The sequence below is a fragment of the Bordetella genomosp. 13 genome, from assembly GCF_007679965.1.
Taxonomy (GTDB): domain Bacteria; phylum Pseudomonadota; class Gammaproteobacteria; order Burkholderiales; family Burkholderiaceae_B; genus Bordetella.
Genome location: NZ_VEHL01000003.1, coordinates 94,405 through 110,034, shown reverse-complemented (window position 1 = coordinate 110,034; position 15,630 = coordinate 94,405). Strand labels below are relative to the sequence as shown.

13 protein-coding genes and 1 tRNA gene are annotated in these 15,630 nt (G+C 67.8%); 4 read left to right on the top strand and 10 right to left on the bottom strand.

All coding sequences use genetic code 11. The features are described 5' to 3' along the window. Positions 1–57 precede the first annotated feature (57 nt). Positions 58–2,010 carry a threonine--tRNA ligase gene (gene thrS / locus FS845_RS09245; protein ID WP_144633359.1) on the bottom strand — a complete coding sequence of 651 codons (1,953 nt, stop codon included), beginning with the start codon at positions 2,008–2,010 and terminating at the stop codon, positions 58–60. Positions 2,011–2,549: 539 nt separating this feature from the next. Between thrS and FS845_RS09240 the strand changes: the two genes are divergently transcribed. The 3 genes from FS845_RS09240 to FS845_RS09230 all read left to right on the top strand — a co-directional run bounded on the left by FS845_RS09240 (position 2,550) and on the right by FS845_RS09230 (position 3,970). Continuing rightward, on the top strand, positions 2,550–3,209 hold the full coding sequence (locus tag FS845_RS09240; protein ID WP_186332244.1) for a response regulator transcription factor: 660 nt from the start codon (positions 2,550–2,552) through the stop codon (positions 3,207–3,209). Between the two features lie 5 nt (positions 3,210–3,214). Further along, positions 3,215–3,625 carry a hypothetical protein gene (locus tag FS845_RS09235; protein WP_144633353.1) on the top strand — a complete coding sequence of 137 codons (411 nt, stop codon included), beginning with the start codon at positions 3,215–3,217 and terminating at the stop codon, positions 3,623–3,625. Between the two features lie 102 nt (positions 3,626–3,727). Continuing rightward, positions 3,728–3,970 carry a hypothetical protein gene (locus tag FS845_RS09230; protein ID WP_144633350.1) on the top strand — a complete coding sequence of 81 codons (243 nt, stop codon included), beginning with the start codon at positions 3,728–3,730 and terminating at the stop codon, positions 3,968–3,970. A gap of 158 nt (positions 3,971–4,128) precedes the next feature. On the opposite strand, the gene FS845_RS09225 is transcribed toward FS845_RS09230, so the two are convergent. From FS845_RS09225 to FS845_RS26475, 9 genes are all read right to left on the bottom strand, one after another. Beyond that, positions 4,129–4,205 (bottom strand) — tRNA-Val (locus FS845_RS09225). Positions 4,206–4,304: 99 nt separating this feature from the next. Next, entirely contained in the window at positions 4,305–4,952 is a 648-nt protein-coding gene (locus FS845_RS09220) for a phosphoribosylanthranilate isomerase (protein ID WP_144633347.1), read from the bottom strand. A gap of 55 nt (positions 4,953–5,007) precedes the next feature. Continuing rightward, a complete protein-coding gene (truA, locus tag FS845_RS09215; protein ID WP_144633344.1) occupies positions 5,008–5,811 on the bottom strand; it encodes a tRNA pseudouridine(38-40) synthase TruA in 804 nt (267 codons plus the stop codon). Position 5,812: 1 nt separating this feature from the next. After that, entirely contained in the window at positions 5,813–7,864 is a 2,052-nt protein-coding gene (locus FS845_RS09210; RefSeq protein ID WP_144633341.1) for a FimV family protein, read from the bottom strand. 219 nt (positions 7,865–8,083) lie between these two features. Next, positions 8,084–9,214, bottom strand: a complete 1,131-nt coding sequence (gene asd, locus FS845_RS09205; RefSeq protein ID WP_144633338.1) for an aspartate-semialdehyde dehydrogenase — start codon at positions 9,212–9,214, stop codon at positions 8,084–8,086. Between the two features lie 215 nt (positions 9,215–9,429). Continuing rightward, positions 9,430–10,503 carry a 3-isopropylmalate dehydrogenase gene (leuB, locus tag FS845_RS09200; protein WP_144633335.1) on the bottom strand — a complete coding sequence of 358 codons (1,074 nt, stop codon included), beginning with the start codon at positions 10,501–10,503 and terminating at the stop codon, positions 9,430–9,432. 155 nt (positions 10,504–10,658) lie between these two features. After that, a complete protein-coding gene (gene leuD, locus FS845_RS09195; RefSeq protein WP_144633332.1) occupies positions 10,659–11,312 on the bottom strand; it encodes a 3-isopropylmalate dehydratase small subunit in 654 nt (217 codons plus the stop codon). A gap of 11 nt (positions 11,313–11,323) precedes the next feature. Next, positions 11,324–12,727, bottom strand: a complete 1,404-nt coding sequence (gene leuC / locus FS845_RS09190) for a 3-isopropylmalate dehydratase large subunit (RefSeq protein WP_144633329.1) — start codon at positions 12,725–12,727, stop codon at positions 11,324–11,326. Positions 12,728–13,334: 607 nt separating this feature from the next. Next, on the bottom strand, positions 13,335–14,147 hold the full coding sequence (locus tag FS845_RS26475) for a hypothetical protein (RefSeq protein ID WP_186332218.1): 813 nt from the start codon (positions 14,145–14,147) through the stop codon (positions 13,335–13,337). Between FS845_RS26475 and FS845_RS09180 the strand changes: the two genes are divergently transcribed. Next, positions 14,146–15,624: a TolC family outer membrane protein gene (locus FS845_RS09180; RefSeq protein ID WP_260986243.1), complete on the top strand. Its 1,479-nt coding sequence runs from the start codon at positions 14,146–14,148 to the stop codon at positions 15,622–15,624. The genes FS845_RS26475 and FS845_RS09180 overlap by 2 nt on opposite strands. Positions 15,625–15,630 lie beyond the last annotated feature (6 nt).

Genomic DNA, 15,630 nt, shown 5'->3' with positions numbered 1-15,630 from the left:
GATTTCACCGTTGATGCGTATGCTTTTTTCAGTGGCGATGTTGACGACTCCTAAAGATTAGACGGCGCTGCTTTGGGGCTGCTGCACGGAACGGCGGGTGGCGATGTCTTCGGACAGACGCTCGATGAAGGCATCGAGCGGCATCACGCCGAGGTCGAGATTGCCAAAACCGCGAACCGCAACAGTCCCATTCTGCATCTCCTTGTCGCCTACGACGAGGATATACGGAACCTTTTGCAGGCTATGCTCCCGGATTTTACGAGTGATTTTTTCACCGCGCAAATCGGCCTGCACCCTAAAGCCTTGTTTTTTCAGGGTTTGTGTTATTTGCGCTGCATAGTCCGCCGAAGGCTCGGAAATGCAGCATACAACGGCGTGCTCGGGAGCCAGCCAGGGCGGCATCGCGCCGGCGTGGTTCTCGATCAGCATGCCGATGAAACGCTCCAGCGAACCCAGGATGGCGCGGTGCAGCATCACGGGCGGGCGGCGCTGGTCATTCTGGTCCACGTACTCGGCGCCCAGGCGCACGGGCATGGAGAAATCGACCTGGATCGTGCCGCACTGCCAGTGGCGGCCGATGGCGTCCTTCAGCGTGTATTCGATCTTGGGACCGTAGAACGCGCCCTCTCCGGGCGAGATCTCGAACTCGCAGCCAGTGCGGCGCAGGCTGTCCATCAGGGCCTGCTCGGCCTTGTCCCAGGTCTCGTCGCTGCCGATGCGCTTCTCGGGGCGCGTGGCCACCTTGTACAGCACTTCGTGGAAGCCGAAGTCGCGGTAGACCTGCTGCAGCAGCGCCGTGAAGTTGGCGCACTCTTCCTGCATCTGGTCTTCGGTACAGAAGATGTGGCCATCGTCCTGCGTGAAGCCGCGCACGCGCATCATGCCGTGCAGCGAACCCGAGGGCTCGTTGCGGTGGCACTGGCCGAACTCGCCGTAGCGCAGGGGCAGCTCGCGGTACGAATGCAGGCCCGAGTTGAAGATCTGCACGTGGCCCGGGCAGTTCATGGGCTTCAGGCCGTAGACGCGGTTCTCCGACTCGGTCGTGAACATGTTCTCGCGGTAGTTGTCCCAGTGGCCCGTCTTCTTCCACAGCGACAGGTCGAGGATCTGCGGCGCTTTCACTTCCTGGTAGCCGTTGTCGCGATACACGGCGCGCATGTACTGCTCGACCTGCTGCCACAGGGTCCAGCCCTTGGGATGCCAGAACAGCAGGCCCGGCGCCTCGTCCTGGAAATGGAATAGGTCGAGGTCGCGGCCGATCTTGCGGTGGTCGCGGCGCTCGGCCTCGGCCAGCATGTGCAGGTAGGCCTCCTGGTCTTCCTTCGATCCCCAGGCCGTGCCGTAGATGCGCTGGAGCATCTCGTTGTTGCTGTCGCCGCGCCAGTAGGCGCCCGCCACCTTCATCAGCTTGAAGACCTTCAGCTTGCCCGTGGACGGCACGTGGGGGCCACGGCACAGGTCGATGAACTGGCCTTCGCGATACAGGCTGAGCGTCTCGTTGGACGGGATCGACGCGATGATCTCGGCCTTGTAGTGCTCGCCGATGCTTTCGAAGAACTTGACGGCGTCGTCGCGCGTCCATTCCTCGCGCGTGACGACCTCGTCCTTCTTCACCAGCTCGGCCATCTTCTTCTCGATGGCTTCCAGGTCTTCGGGCGTGAAGGGACGCTTGTACGAGAAGTCGTAGTAGAAACCGTTGTCGATGACCGGACCGATGGTGACCTGGGCGTCCGGGAACAGCTCTTTCACCGCATACGCCAGCAGGTGGGCCGTGGAGTGGCGGATCAGGTCCAGGCCGTCGGCATCCTTGGCAGTGACGATGGCCAGGCTCGCGTCGTGGTCGATGCGGAAACTGGTGTCGACCAGGCGCGGCTCGGCGCCCGCCTGCGCGATCTTGCCGCCCAGCGCGGCCTTGGCCAGTCCGGTGCCGATGGACTGAGCGACCTCGGCGACCGTGACCGGGCCGGGATACTGGCGCTGGGAACCATCGGGCAATGTGATTTGAACCATCGGAGCACTTCCTGGGATGAGAAACGAAGAACGCGGCCTTTAGCCGCGTTCGATCTGTTTGCCTTGCTGGGCTGCTGTCTGAGGCGACACGCGGGACCCGACTTGGTGATTACTGACGCGACATGAGGCGAAAGTATCCGGGCGTAGTTCGTGCGGACGTCGAAAGCGGCATGGTAATGAGGAATGGCGTCGGGGTGACGACCGATGTTCCGGTATTCAGGACATGACACCGGAATAAGTCGGTCGCAGATTGCACCAATTGTAGCACTTGATGAGAAGCCGGGAATCGATTGCCTTTTTGTCGCATCCACGGCGTCACTTTGTCTGATTTTCAGCGCCAATCAAGCCCTGACGCGACAGAAACGTAACATGCCGTTACCTACCTCGCAAAGCACGCCCTCGTCAAGCAAGTCGCATGTTCTCGATGTCCCGCCGTTTGCCGCATCCCACCCATGACCCAACTTCATCACGCACCCATCCAGACCCCATCCCGCCACCTCTGCGAAGCAGATACCCCCCTATCCGGCGGCCGCCGCTACATGCTGCTGTCGAGGCCCAGCCACCGCGTACGCGTCGCCATCCTGGACGACCATCCCGTCACCACCATGGGCATCGCGTCCTTCCTGCGCGGCAATGCCGACCTCGACGTCGTCCATGCCGACACCTCGGCCGAGACCCTGGTCGCCAACCTGCGGCACGCGCCCTGTGACGTCGCGGTGGTCGACTACTACCTGCCGAACGATCCCTGGGACGGCATGGACTTCATCCGCCGCCTGCGCCGCCTGCATCCCGCCATGGCCGTCATCACGCTGTCCGCCGGCCGCGTGCAGGACACCGAATACGCCGCCTATCGCGCCGGCGCCAACGGCTATCTGTCCAAGACCGAACCGCCGCACACCATCCCCGACATGATCCGCGCCACCATCGGCGATCCGCGCAACTTCTACGTCAGTTCGTATGGCCGCGTGCATCGTGCCGAACCGCAGCATCCCGACGCCCGGCTCACGGCCGCGGAAACCGAGATCCTGCGGCACATCTCGCTGGGCCTGTCGGTCACCCAGGTCGCCACGCGCCTGGTCCGCAGCAAGAAGACCGTCAGCACGCACAAGCGCCGCGCCATGCGCAAACTGGGGCTGGCCGACGACCTGGCGCTGGCCCTGTACCTGAAAGAAAAATTCAGGCGCAACATCATCGAGTAGCGCCGATGCCCGCCTCCGCCTTCGCGCCCCGCCTGCTCGACCTGCCGCGCCTGCGCCTGCTGTGCCCGGACCCCGCGCGCCGCCGCGGCCTGCTCACCATGGCGCTGACGCATCTGCGCGAGGACCGGCAGCGGCTGCGCGAGGCCCTGGGCCGCGACGACCGCGTCGCGGCGGCCCAGCACATCCACTACATCGAGGGCGCGGCGCGGCTGCTGTGCGCGCCGGCGCATCCCTTGCTGGCCACCTTCGAGTACAGCCGCGTGGAACTGGCTCGCTCGCCGCATGGCGCGTGCGCGACGGCCATCCCCGATGTGCAGGCGCTGCTGGCCGTGCTGGCGCAGTTGGAAAACGACCTGCGGACGGCGCTGGGCAGCGCCTATCCCGCGCCGGCCGTCCCCCGCGAGCACGAACCCTGAGGGCCGCGCAAACCGTGCTACCGTTGCGCCCTCTTTCATCGGTGCCGTCGCTTGCGCGGCGGCGCCGATCGCTCTTCATCCACCGTTTGCCGGAGAACACCCATGTCGGACCCAGGTGTCGATATCACCACGTACGCCGCAAATTCCATCGCCGACGTCACCGCGCTAGGCCTGCTGATGTTCCTGGTCGCAAAGGACAAGCCCACCATCGAGGCGGCCAACCGCAGCATGCACACGATGCTGACGAACATCTACAACGACGAGCGCGTGCCGGAAGCATTGAAGACACACATCCGGGCACGGTTGAATTCGATCAGCGAGATCGCGTTGCAGCAGTGCAAGTAGGCTGAAGGCGATCCGAGGCATTGCGGAGCGCGCGGCATTCGGAACGAGGCCGAATGCCGCGGATGCTGCTGGACGAGCAAAGGAAAAGCAAAAAAGCCGCCAAGCGAATGACTTAGCGGCTTTTTATGTCAGCACTTGGCAGTGCTGGATTCAATTCTTGGTAGGCGGTATTGGAATCGAACCAACGACCTCCACGATGTCAACGTGGCGCTCTAACCATCTGAGCTAACCGCCTGTAGTACTGCCAGACTGGTATTTCTACCAGTTTGCAGCTCGTTTTGTGTGTGAGCTGCGAAGAAGAAAGATTATATATGGGCTTTTTTTGCTTTGCAAGTCAGCGGGCGCAAAAGTTAACGGCGTCGATGAACTTTTTCACGCGATCGCTGGATTTCAGGCCCGGGCCCTCTTCCACTCCGCTGCTGACGTCCACTGCCCACGGGCGCACGGCACGCACGGCGTCGGCGACGTTGTCGGGCGTCAGGCCGCCGGCCAGCACCAGGGCGCGGCTGTCGGACGCGGCCTGCACGCCGGCCAGCAAGGCGCGATCAAAACCCTGGCCGCTGCCGCCGTAGCCGGTGCTGTAGCTGTCGAATAGCCAGCCAGCCGCGTCGCCGTACTGCGCGCAATGGGCAGCCAGCGCATGGGCGCTGTCCAGTCCCGGAGCGCCGACGCGAAAGGCGCGCAGATAGCGGTGGCCAGCAAGACTGCACTGCTCGGGCGTCTCGTCGCCGTGGAATTGCAGCAGGTCCGGACCGACTTCGCCCAGTATGGCGCGCAGCTCGTCCTGGCTGGCGTTCACGGTCAAGGCCACCACGTCGACGAAGGCCGGCACGCGGCGGCGCAGCTCGGCCGCGCGCGCGGGCGACACGTAGCGCCTGCTGCCGGGATGGAAAACGAAGCCGATGGCGTCGGCGCCGGCCTGCACGGCGGCGTCGAGGTCCGCCTCGCGGGTCAGGCCGCAGATCTTGATTCGGGTACGCATGAGAGTTCGAAGTCGCAACGGATAACGCCGATGCCAGTGTACGGCATCCGGTGGGTCAGCCGAGGAACGGCGCCAGCTGCGTGGTGGCGGGATCGAACGGCGGCAAATCGAACTCGTCCGGGTACTCGATGTCGGCCAGGTACAGGCCGTCGGGCATGAAGGTCGGCGCCCCCAGCCGCCGATCGCGCGCCTGCAGCAACTGGCCCAGCCACGCCACGCCCTCGCGGCCCTGCCCGACCTGCAGCAGCGCGCCGATCAGGTTGCGCACCATGTGGTGCAGGAAGGCGTTGGCGCGCAGCGTGAAGACGATGAACGGGCCGCGCTCCTCGATGTCCAGGCGATGCATGGTGCGCACCGGATGGCGCGCCTGGCATTGAGAGGAGCGGAAGCTCGAGAAGTCATGTTCGCCCAGCAGCGCTTGCGCGGCCTGGCGCATGGCATCCAGGTCCAGCGGCTGAAAGCACCAGCCTGCGCGGCCGGCCCACAGCGGCGGACGGACGCGGCCCCGCCACAGGAGGTAGACGTAGGTGCGCGAGCGCGCCGAGAAGCGGGCGTGGAAAGTGTCCGGCATCGTCTGCGCCCATTGCACGGCGATGCTGGACGGCAGGAAGGCGTTGACGCCGCGCACCCAGGATTCGTCGCGGCGCGTCAGTTCGGTATCCAGGTGCACCACCTGCGACGCGCCATGCACGCCGGTATCGGTGCGGCCCGCGCAGATGGTGGGAATGGGGCGATGGATGCCGCCGAAGGCGCCCAGCGCGGTTTCCAGCGTGTCCTGCACGGTCTGGCCGTGCGGCTGGGTCTGCCAGCCCTGCCAGGCCGACCCGTCGTAGGCCAGGCCCAGGGCGATGCGTTGCATGTCAGGTCCGGGTTCCGTACGACGGCGTGGCGGACGGCGCATTGTCCTGCGTCGGCTTGGGCTCGTCGGTGGGCGGATGGTTGAGGTCGAGATCGATCGCGTCGAGCTTGCGGTTGAAGGCCCGGCTGTCGAACGGCGGCGGATCGCCGTAGTCGACCTCTTCCACGTCCTCGTTGCGCCGCGCGCCCGCGCGGCGCAGCATCCACGCCACGATGAAGATCAGCAATGCCAGCACGGCGGTGACCACCGCCAGCAGGTTGTCGGCCAACCACGAGGGCATGCCGTCCTTGGCGCGGGCGGCGGCATCGGCGCCGGATTGCGCGCCTGCGGCCACACCGGGCGCGGAGGCGGAAGGCGTGCCCGCTGCCGCGCCGCCGGCGCCAGCCTGCGGGGCGGCGGCTGTGCCGCCGGCGGCACTGGACGCGCCTGCCGGCCCGACGGTTGCCGCGCCGGCGCCGTTGGCGGCGGTTCCGCTGGAGACCGCATTGTTGGAGCTGGTGGCGGCGTTGCCCGCTCCGTTGATGCCGGCGGAATTGTCGCCCGCCACGCCGGTGGCCCCGGCGGCATTGCTCCCCGCCGCCGCGCCGCCGGCGCCCGCGGCAGCGCTTCCGGCCGCGGCGCCGTTGGATACAGGGGCGTTGCCGCCCGTTGCCGGGAAGGCACCGCCGACCGCATTGCCACCCGCCGCGGCGCCATTGACGCCAGCGGCATTCCCGGCCTGTGCGCCAGTCGCTCCGGCCGCATTGCCGCCTGCCGCGGCGCCGTTGGCGCCCATCGAGGCGCCGCCTCCGCCAGCGGCACTGCCGCCCGCAGCCGCGATTCCGGCCGCGGCGCCAGCGGCGGAGCCCGCGGCGGCGCCCGCCCCGGCCGAGCCGGATGCGGCGCCATTGCTGGAAGCCTGCGCGGCGCCGCCTTGGTTCGGCGCGCCCGAGGCGCTGCCGCCCTGCCCCCCGCCCGCGGCGCCCGCGCCTTGGCTACCCGAGCCCGCGCCCTGGCCGCCCGCGGCGCCGCCCTGCCCGGCAGCCGCGCGATTCAGCGCGTCCACGTTGGACTGCAGCGTATCGACGCGCTGGCGTGCATCGCTCATGGCGCGCTGCTCGGAGGCGCGGACGTCGCCCGCGGCATCGGGCGAAGCACCGCCGGCCGCGCCGGCATTGGACAGGCGCAGGCGATCCTGCGCCGGCGGCTGCGCCGCGGCGCGCGCGTTGCCTGCGCCGTCGACCTGTCCGGATGACCCGTCGGCGCGCGGCACGGCGGCGCCCGCTCCCGCGGCCGCGCCCAGCCGGGCGCGATAGCGTTCGTAGGCGGCGGCCTGCTCGACGAAAATGCGGCGCGCCTCGGCGGGATCGATGGCGCGCACGGTGGCGGCGTCGGGAATCGTCAGCGTCTCTCCGGCGCGCACCAGGTTCATGTTGTTCTGGATGAACGCCTGCGGATTGGCCTGCCACAGGGCTACCAGCATCTGGTAGATCGAGGCGTCGGCCACGGCATTGCGGGCGGCGATTCCCGACAGGGTCTGGCCCGGGCGCACGGTGACGTCGTCGACCCGCCGCGCCGGCTGCGCCGATCCCGACGCGGCCGCCGCCGGCTGCACGGCGGCGCGGCGCACGCCCGCCTCGGCATCGCGGGCCGGCACCAGCAGGGTGACCTGCATCTGGCGCTGGCCGGCGCCGGAGCGCAGGTCCAGCAGCACGTCGATGGTGGGCGTGGTGATCGGTTGCGAGGCGCTGATGCGCACCAGGCGGCGGGCAGCGCCGCTGCCTTCCAGCGTGACGCGGGTATCGGCCAAGGGCGCGGGCGGCTGCAGGCCGGCGCGCTGCCACGCGGCGGCGTCGGCCAGTTGCACCTGCAGCGACGCAGCCTCGTCGGCCGTCAGGTCCAGCAGCGGCACCTCGATGCGCATGGGCTCGCCGGGCGAGGACACCACCCGCGCGTGCCCCGCGCGCGCCGCCTGCGCATCCACGCAGGCCGAGGCGCCGATGGCCAGCGCCAGCGCCAGGCCCAGGGCCTTGTTACGAGGAGCATGATGCAAGCCACGCGGATGCGGAGTCATGAGCCGGGATTCCCTGTTTTGTTTTCCGTGGTCAATCGGTATGGCATGAGGCTGCGATGCCGGAAAACGCAGCCCGAAAGTGTAAAGGCATCCCGCATGGCGTACAAACCTGCAATGCGCCCGTCATGCCGCGGATTTCCGCCGGATGCGACGAGAGCACCCGCAGGTGCTCTCGCAACGAACGACCCGCGCGGCGCATGGCGCCGCGGCTTGGGTGCGTCAGGCCTCGGCCAGCGCGATGCGCAGCATGCGGCGCAGCGGTTCGGCGGCGCCCCACAGCAGCTGGTCGCCGACAGTGAAGGCGCCCAGGTATTCCGAGCCCATCGACAGCTTGCGCAGGCGGCCCACCGGGATGTCCAGCGTGCCGGTGACGGCCACGGGCGTAAGCGCCTTGACCGTGTCTTCCTTGGTGTTGGGAACGACCTTGGCCCACTGCGTGCCCTGCGCAATCAGGTCCTGGATCTCGTCCAGCGGCACGTCGCGCTTGAGCTTGATGGTCAGCGCCTGGCTGTGGCAGCGCATGGCGCCGATGCGCACGCACAGGCCGTCGATCGGGGTGGGCTTGGTGCCGAAGGCTTCGCCGCGGCCCAGGATCTTGTTGGTCTCGGCCTCGCCCTTCCATTCTTCCTTGGAAACGCCGTTGCCCAGGTCCTTGTCGATCCAGGGAATGAGGTTGCCGCCCAGCGGCACGCCGAAATGCTCGCGCGCCAGGCCCGGGTCCTGCTGCGCGGCCAGCACGCCGCGGTCGATGTCCAGGATGGCCGACGCGGGGTCGTCCAGCAGCGGACGCACGGCCTGGTTCAGCGTGCCGAACTGGGTGAGCAGTTCGCGCATGTGCTGCGCGCCGCCGCCCGAGGCGGCCTGGTACGTCATGGACGTCATCCACTCGACCAGGTCGTTGTTGAACAGGCCGGCCAGGCCCATCAGCATGCAGCTGACGGTGCAGTTGCCGCCGATGAAGTTGCGCACGCCGCGCTTGAGCGCCGCGTCGATGACCGGGCGGTTGACCGGGTCCAGCACGATGATGGCGTCGTCGGCCATGCGCAGCGTGCTGGCGGCGTCGATCCAGATGCCCTTCCAGCCTTCGTTGCGCAGGCGGCCGTAGATCTCGGTGGTGTAGTCGCCGCCCTGGGCGGTGACGATGATGGGCAGTTTCTTGAGCGCTTCGATGTCGTAGGCGTCTTGCAGCGGGCCCGCGCCATTCGCCCACGAAGGGGCGGCGCCGCCGGCATTGCTGGTGGAGAAGAACACGGGTTCGATCAGGGCGAAATCGTTTTCGTCGCGCATGCGCTGCATGAGCACCGAACCGACCATTCCGCGCCACCCGACGAGGCCTACTGCTTGCGTCATCTTGAAGAGCTCTTGAAAGTGATAACTACGTGAAAAAAGAAAGGAATTCTGTCAATTTATCAGAATGCGCGGCGCGTTGCCGGCGCGCGCCGGCAAATCGGGCGCGGATGTTGCGCCACGCACACCCGCCGCGGCCTGGCGCCGCGCCGGACGCATCGGTCCGGCGGCGGCGCGCCCGCGCCCGGAAGGCCGCCAGGGGCCGCCCCGCAGGCGGCTTACAGCGCCTTCAGCACCGCGTCGCCCATCTCGGCGGTGGACACCTTGGTGGTGCCGCTTTCGTGGATGTCGGCGGTGCGCAGGCCCGAGGCCAGCACCTTGCGCACGGCGGCCTCGATACGGTCGGCCTGGGCGGCCTGGTCCAGCGAGTAGCGCAGCAGCATGGCGGCCGACAGGATGGTGGCCAGCGGGTTGGCGATGCCCTTGCCCGCGATGTCCGGCGCCGAACCGTGGCTGGGCTCGTACAGGCCCTGGCCGCTGGCATTCAGCGAGGCCGACGGCAGCATGCCGATCGAGCCCGTCAGCATGGCGGCCTCGTCCGACAGGATATCGCCGAACAGATTGCCCGTGACGATGACGTCGAAGCTGCGCGGCGCGCGCACCAGCTGCATGGCGGCGTTGTCGACGTACATGTGCGTCAGTTCGACGTCGGGGTATTCGCGGCTGACATCGATGACCAGGTCGCGCCAGAACTGCGAGGTCTCCAGCACGTTGGCCTTGTCGACGCTGCACAGCTTCTTGCCGCGCTTGCGGGCGGCCTCGAAGCCGATGCGCGCGATGCGGCGCACTTCGGTCTCGGCGTAGCGCATGGTGTCGTAGCCTTCGCTCTCGCCGGCGAAGGGGCCGTCCTCGGCCGTGCGCACGCCGCGAGGCTTGCCGAAGTAGATGTCGCCCGTCAGTTCGCGGATGATCAGCAGGTCCAGGCCGGACACGATCTCGGGCTTGAGCGACGAGGCGCCGGCCAGCTCGGGATACAGGATGGCCGGGCGCAGGTTGGCGAACAGGCCCAGCGACTTGCGCAGGCCCAGGATGGCCTGCTCGGGGCGGAATTCGCGCGGCAGGCTGTCGTACTTCCAGTCGCCCACGGCGCCGAACAGTATAGCGTGCGACTGCTTGGCCAGCTCCAGCGTGGCCGGCGGCAGCGGATGCTCGAACTGGTCGAAGGCGGCGCCGCCCACGGCGGCCTGCTTCATTTCCAGCGGCAGGCCCAGTGCGCCCAGCACGCGCACGGCCTGCTCGACGATTTCGGGCCCGATCCCGTCGCCGGGCAGCACTGCAATTTGATGCGTCATGAATGAATCCTGTTGGTCTGGCAGGGATGGCGGCCTGGGCCGCCACCGAAAAAATCTTTGCCGCCGCGCCGGCCCGTGCGCCGCCTCGCGGGCGGCCCGCGCGGACACGGGCGGCGGCCGCCATGCGCCGCGGCGAACCGCGGCGCGGCCGGGCGTCAGCCTACCACCGGCCGGCCTTCCAGCCAGGGGTGGCGCGCCAGGCGCTCCGCCTCGAACGCGCGGATCTTGTCGGCGTGCCGCAGCGTCAGGCCGATGTCGTCCAGGCCGTTCAGCAGCAGGTACTTGCGGAAGGGCTCGATGTCGAAGCCCATCTCGCGTCCGTCGGCGGCGATGACGACCTGGCGGTCCAGGTCGATGCGCAGCTTGTAGCCGGGAAAGGCCTTCACCTCATCGAACAGGCGCGCCACCTCGAACTCGGACAGCACGATGGGCAGCAGCCCGTTCTTGAAGCTGTTGTTGAAGAAGATGTCGGCGTAGGACGGCGCGATGATGGCGCGAAAGCCGTACTGCGTCAGCGCCCACGGCGCATGCTCGCGGCTGGAGCCGCAGCCGAAGTTCTTGCGCGCCAGCAGCACCGAGGCGCCCTGGTAGCGCGGCTGGTTCAGCACGAAGTCCGGGTTCAGCGGACGCTTGCTGTTGTCCATGCCGGGCTCGCCGTGGTCCAGGTAGCGCAGTTCGTCGAACAGGTTCGGGCCGAAGCCGGTGCGCTTGATGGACTTCAGGAATTGCTTGGGGATGATCAGGTCGGTGTCGACGTTCTCGCGGTCGAGCGGCGCCACCAGGCCTTCATGTTGGGTGAATGCTTGCATGACTGGAATCCTCAGCGGAACGAACGGACGTCGACGAAATGGCCGGCCACCGCGGCGGCGGCCGCCATGGCGGGGCTGACCAGGTGCGTGCGGCCGCCCTGGCCCTGCCGGCCCTCGAAATTGCGGTTCGAGGTCGAGGCGCAGCGCTCTTCGGGCTCCAGGCGGTCGGCGTTCATGGCCAGGCACATCGAGCAGCCCGGCTCGCGCCATTCGAAGCCGGCTTCGATGAAGATCTTGTCCAGCCCTTCGCGCTCGGCCTGCTGCTTGACCAGGCCCGAGCCGGGCACCACCATCGCCTGCTTCACATTCGAGGCCACGTGCTTGCCGCGCGCCACGGCGGCGGCGGCGCGCAGATCCTCGATGCGCGAGTTGGTGCAGGAGCCGATGAACACGCGGTCCACGCGGATGTCGGTCAGCGGGGTATTGGGCTTCAGGCCCATGTATTGCAGCGCGCGTTCCATGCCGTTGCGGCGCACGTCGTCCTTTTCGCGGTCGGGATCCGGCACGCGGGCATCCACCGGCAGCACCATCTCGGGCGAGGTGCCCCAGGTGACCTGCGGCTTGATGGTGCGGGCGTCGACCTCGACCACGCGGTCAAACCTGGCGCCCTCGTCGCTGTGCAGGGTGCGCCAGTAGGTGACGGCGTGATCCCACAGCACGCCCGAGGGCGAGAAGGGGCGGCCGCGGAAGTACTCGATGGTCTTGTCGTCGACGGCGACCATGCCCGAGCGCGCGCCGGCCTCGATGGCCATGTTGCACACGGTCATGCGGCCTTCGACCGACAGGCCGCGGATGGTGCTGCCCGCGAACTCGATGGCGTGGCCGGTGCCGCCGGCCGTGCCGATGATGCCGATGACGTGCAGCACGACGTCCTTGGCCGTACAGCCGAACGGCAGCTCGCCGTCGACCTTGATCAGCATGCTCTTGGCCTTCTTCATCAGCAGCGTCTGGGTGGCCAGCACGTGCTCGACCTCGGACGTGCCGATGCCGAAGGCCAGCGCGCCCATGGCGCCATGGGTGCTGGTGTGCGAATCGCCGCAGACCACGGTCATGCCGGGCAGCGTGGCGCCCTGCTCGGGCCCGATGACGTGCACGATGCCCTGGCGCAGGTCGTTCATGCGGAATTCGGTGATGCCGAATTTGTCGCAGTTGGCGTCCAGCGTGTCGACCTGCAGCTTCGAAATGGGATCGTCGATGCCGCCTGCGCGGTTGATCGTCGGCACATTGTGGTCGGCCACGGCCAGGTTCGCGCTGATGCGCCACGGCTTGCGCTCGGCCATCGTCAGGCCTTCGAACGCCTGCGGGCTGGTCACCTCGTGCAGGAGGTGGCGGTCGATGTACAGCAGACAGGTACCGTCGGACTCTTGGTGGACGACGTGGGCGTCCCAGAGTTTGTCGTAGAGGGATTGGGCCATGGAAGCGCTCTGCAAATGGACATTCCGGCTCGTGCCCGCGCGGCGGTGTTCGATACACCGGCGACGCCGGCATCTGCGGCATGGGCGAATTATGCCCACCGGCCAAAGCTAGTACAACTCAACCACGAATACTAGTATAGACAGTACCCGCCTGCGGCGTAGCGGGCAAAAATACGGAAATGCCCGGGCATGGAAAATACTCTTTGTTTTGCTGATAAATGACGAGGCCCGTCATTGGGTTTTCGATTTGGGTCACTTAATGTGAGGAATCGCTATTTCTGAATCACAACAAAACCGCGCTTTGAAAATATCTGCGACATACTGCACACAATCGTGCAGACCTCAGGCAAACTTCCTAGATCGCACGACTTAGGAGATGTTTGACGATGTTGCGCGACCTCTTACAAGAAGTATCGGCGGCCGCTACGGCCAATGCGGCTGATACGGGCATGGCCGGCTCCGGCCGTGTCCCGCCTGCGTCATCGTCATACCGAAATCGAATAATGGCCTCGCCCGGCCGATACACCATTCCGGTTACTCCCATTGTTGCGGCTTTCGGCCTGGTATTTAGTACTTCGGTATTAGGACAAACGGCGCCGGGTTTTTCCTACCAGACGCCATTGCTTTCCAGCCCGTTCTCCGCGCCGCCGCCGCCCTCGGCGCCTGCCGCGGCTGCCCCGGCCGACACCGCGCCACGGCAGGCTCCATCCGCCAGCAAGGACGCCTTCCCGACGCCAGCGCGGCGCGAGGCGCCGGGTTCCGGACAGAACGCACAGGCGGTCCGCATGGTGGCGACCGAGCCGGGGGCCGACAGGCCGACGGCTCGCCCCGCGCCGGCAGCCGACACTGCCCCACCCGCGCGCAAGGTGGCGCCGGCGGCCAAGCCCGCCAGGAAGCCCGTCGGCGCGCCGACTGACATCGAGATTGCCAGCGCCACCCCCCGGACTACAGCCGAGCCGATCCGGGTGGCATCGCTGTTCATGCCCGCCGTGACGCTGACGCCCCAACCCGCTTCCCCTGCGAGGCCCGCGGAACCGAAGCGCCGTGGCGCCTCGCTGCCGGTCCAGATGGTGTCGCTGGGCCCGGCGGCCGTTGCCCTGGCGCCCGACAGCGCGGCGCCCGACGGCGTGACGTCCGACAGCGCGCCGCCACCGGCTCGCACCGCTACCGCGGCAGCGCAGGCGGTGCCTGCGCCACGGTCCAAGACCGCCGCCGCACGGGCGCCCGTCCGTGTCTCCCAGGCGCAACCGCCCGCCGCCACGCCGGCCAGCGACGTGTCCACGCCGGCGAACGCCCCGCGTAGGGCGCCCTCCGCCGCCGGCCCCCGCGGCGACGCGGCGCCCGCCACGCCCTCGCCGGCCCAGCGCGACGGCGCGGCAATGCCCCCAGGCGGTGCCGGCAGCGCGCCCATGCCGGCCATGCCCGAGACACCGTCGCCGGCTTACGCGGCCGCGGTCACCGCGGCGGGCGGCAGTTCGATCACCCTGAACCAGGTGGTCGAGAACACGCTGTTGACCAATCCCGAGATCCAGGCGCGCTATCACGACTTCCGCTCGGCGCTCGAGGGCCAGGCCGTGAGCCGCGGCGGTTACCTGCCGCAGGTCAATGCGCAAGGCTATTACGGCCGCGAATACCGCTCCAACGTGCCCGGCTCGGGCAGCGAGAGCTGGAGCCGTCCCGGCTACAACCTCGAGCTGCGCCAGCTCATTTTCGACGGCTTTCGCACGCCCAACGACGTGAAGCAGGCGGGCTTCGACAAGCTGGCGCGCTTCTACGACCTGCTGGCCGTAAGCGATACCACCGCAATGGACGCCGTGCAGGCTTATATCGACCTGCAGCGCTACCGCGACATGGAGTCGCTGGCTCGCCAGAACTATGCGCTGCACGAGAGCACGCTCAAGCAGATCGACGAACGCACGGAATCCGGCGTGGGCCGCCGCGTCGACCAGGAGCAGGCCGGCGGCCGCCTGGCGCTGGCGCAGAGCAACCTGATGACGGAGACCGCCAACCTGCTTGACGTGACGCAGCGCTTCCAGCGCATCACCGGCATGTCGCCGCCCGCGAATCTGCTGACCGTGCCCGACATTTCCGCCAGGTTGCCTGCCCGGCCGACGGACTTCGCGGACTCGCTGCGCCGCAATCCCAGCTTCCTCTCCAAGCAGGCCAGCCTGCAGGCCGCCCAGGCCGGCCTGGCCTCGTCCAAGGGCGCGTTCTCGCCGAAGTTCGAGTTCGTGGCCAGCACCGGACAGGACCAGACTGATCCCTCGCCGGAATACAAGGACATCCGCAGTTCCAGCGTGCAGTTGGTGATGAGCTACAACCTGTACCGCGGCGGCGCGGACTCGGCCCGGGTGCGCCAGACCACGGCGCAGCAGTACGCGGCGCGCGACGTGCGCGACTACACCTGCCGCAACGTGCAGCAGGACCTGGCCGTGGCCTGGAACAACGTCACGCGCGTGCAGGCACAGCTGCCGTTCCTGCGAGACCACGAGCTGGCCACCGCCAAGGTGCGCGACGCCTATCGCCAGCAATTCCAGATCGGGCAGCGCACCCTGCTGGACCTGCTGAACACCGAGAACGAGTTGTTCGAGTCGCGCCGTTCTCTGGTCAATGCGGAATACGACTTGCGGATCGCCCAGTATCGTTGGCTGTCGCTGTCGCATGCGCTGCTGCCGGCGTTGTCGCTGCGCCCCGCGCGCGACGAAATGCCCGAAGAGAACGGCAAGCTGGAAGTCTCGGACGAGGTCATCAAGATGTGCAGTTCGATGTTGCCCGAGTCGGCGCGCCTGCAGCCCGTTAAGGTCAAGTACAACGAAGGCCCGTTGCCACCGACGCTGGTCCCGATGGAGTCGCAGTCCCCCCGGACCGGGCTGGATCCCACCCTGCAGCGACCGTAAGAACGC

What these genes read in the sequence shown, in the direction of transcription:
- FS845_RS09210 (WP_144633341.1), bottom strand. Translation starts at nt 7,864, where the DNA reads ATGACTCCGCATCCGCGTGGCTTGCATCATGCTCCTCGTAACAAGGCC.
- leuC (WP_144633329.1), bottom strand. Translation starts at nt 12,727, where the DNA reads ATGGCCCAATCCCTCTACGACAAACTCTGGGACGCCCACGTCGTCCAC.
- FS845_RS09240 (WP_186332244.1), top strand. Translation starts at nt 2,550, where the DNA reads ATGCTGCTGTCGAGGCCCAGCCACCGCGTACGCGTCGCCATCCTGGAC.
- leuD (WP_144633332.1), bottom strand. Translation starts at nt 11,312, where the DNA reads ATGCAAGCATTCACCCAACATGAAGGCCTGGTGGCGCCGCTCGACCGC.
- FS845_RS09230 (WP_144633350.1), top strand. Translation starts at nt 3,728, where the DNA reads ATGTCGGACCCAGGTGTCGATATCACCACGTACGCCGCAAATTCCATC.
- leuB (WP_144633335.1), bottom strand. Translation starts at nt 10,503, where the DNA reads ATGACGCATCAAATTGCAGTGCTGCCCGGCGACGGGATCGGGCCCGAA.
- FS845_RS09180 (WP_260986243.1), top strand. Translation starts at nt 14,146, where the DNA reads ATGCCCGAGACACCGTCGCCGGCTTACGCGGCCGCGGTCACCGCGGCG.
- thrS (WP_144633359.1), bottom strand. Translation starts at nt 2,010, where the DNA reads ATGGTTCAAATCACATTGCCCGATGGTTCCCAGCGCCAGTATCCCGGC.
- FS845_RS26475 (WP_186332218.1), bottom strand. Translation starts at nt 14,147, where the DNA reads ATGGCCGGCATGGGCGCGCTGCCGGCACCGCCTGGGGGCATTGCCGCG.
- FS845_RS09235 (WP_144633353.1), top strand. Translation starts at nt 3,215, where the DNA reads ATGCCCGCCTCCGCCTTCGCGCCCCGCCTGCTCGACCTGCCGCGCCTG.
- FS845_RS09220 (WP_144633347.1), bottom strand. Translation starts at nt 4,952, where the DNA reads ATGCGTACCCGAATCAAGATCTGCGGCCTGACCCGCGAGGCGGACCTC.
- truA (WP_144633344.1), bottom strand. Translation starts at nt 5,811, where the DNA reads ATGCAACGCATCGCCCTGGGCCTGGCCTACGACGGGTCGGCCTGGCAG.
- asd (WP_144633338.1), bottom strand. Translation starts at nt 9,214, where the DNA reads ATGACGCAAGCAGTAGGCCTCGTCGGGTGGCGCGGAATGGTCGGTTCG.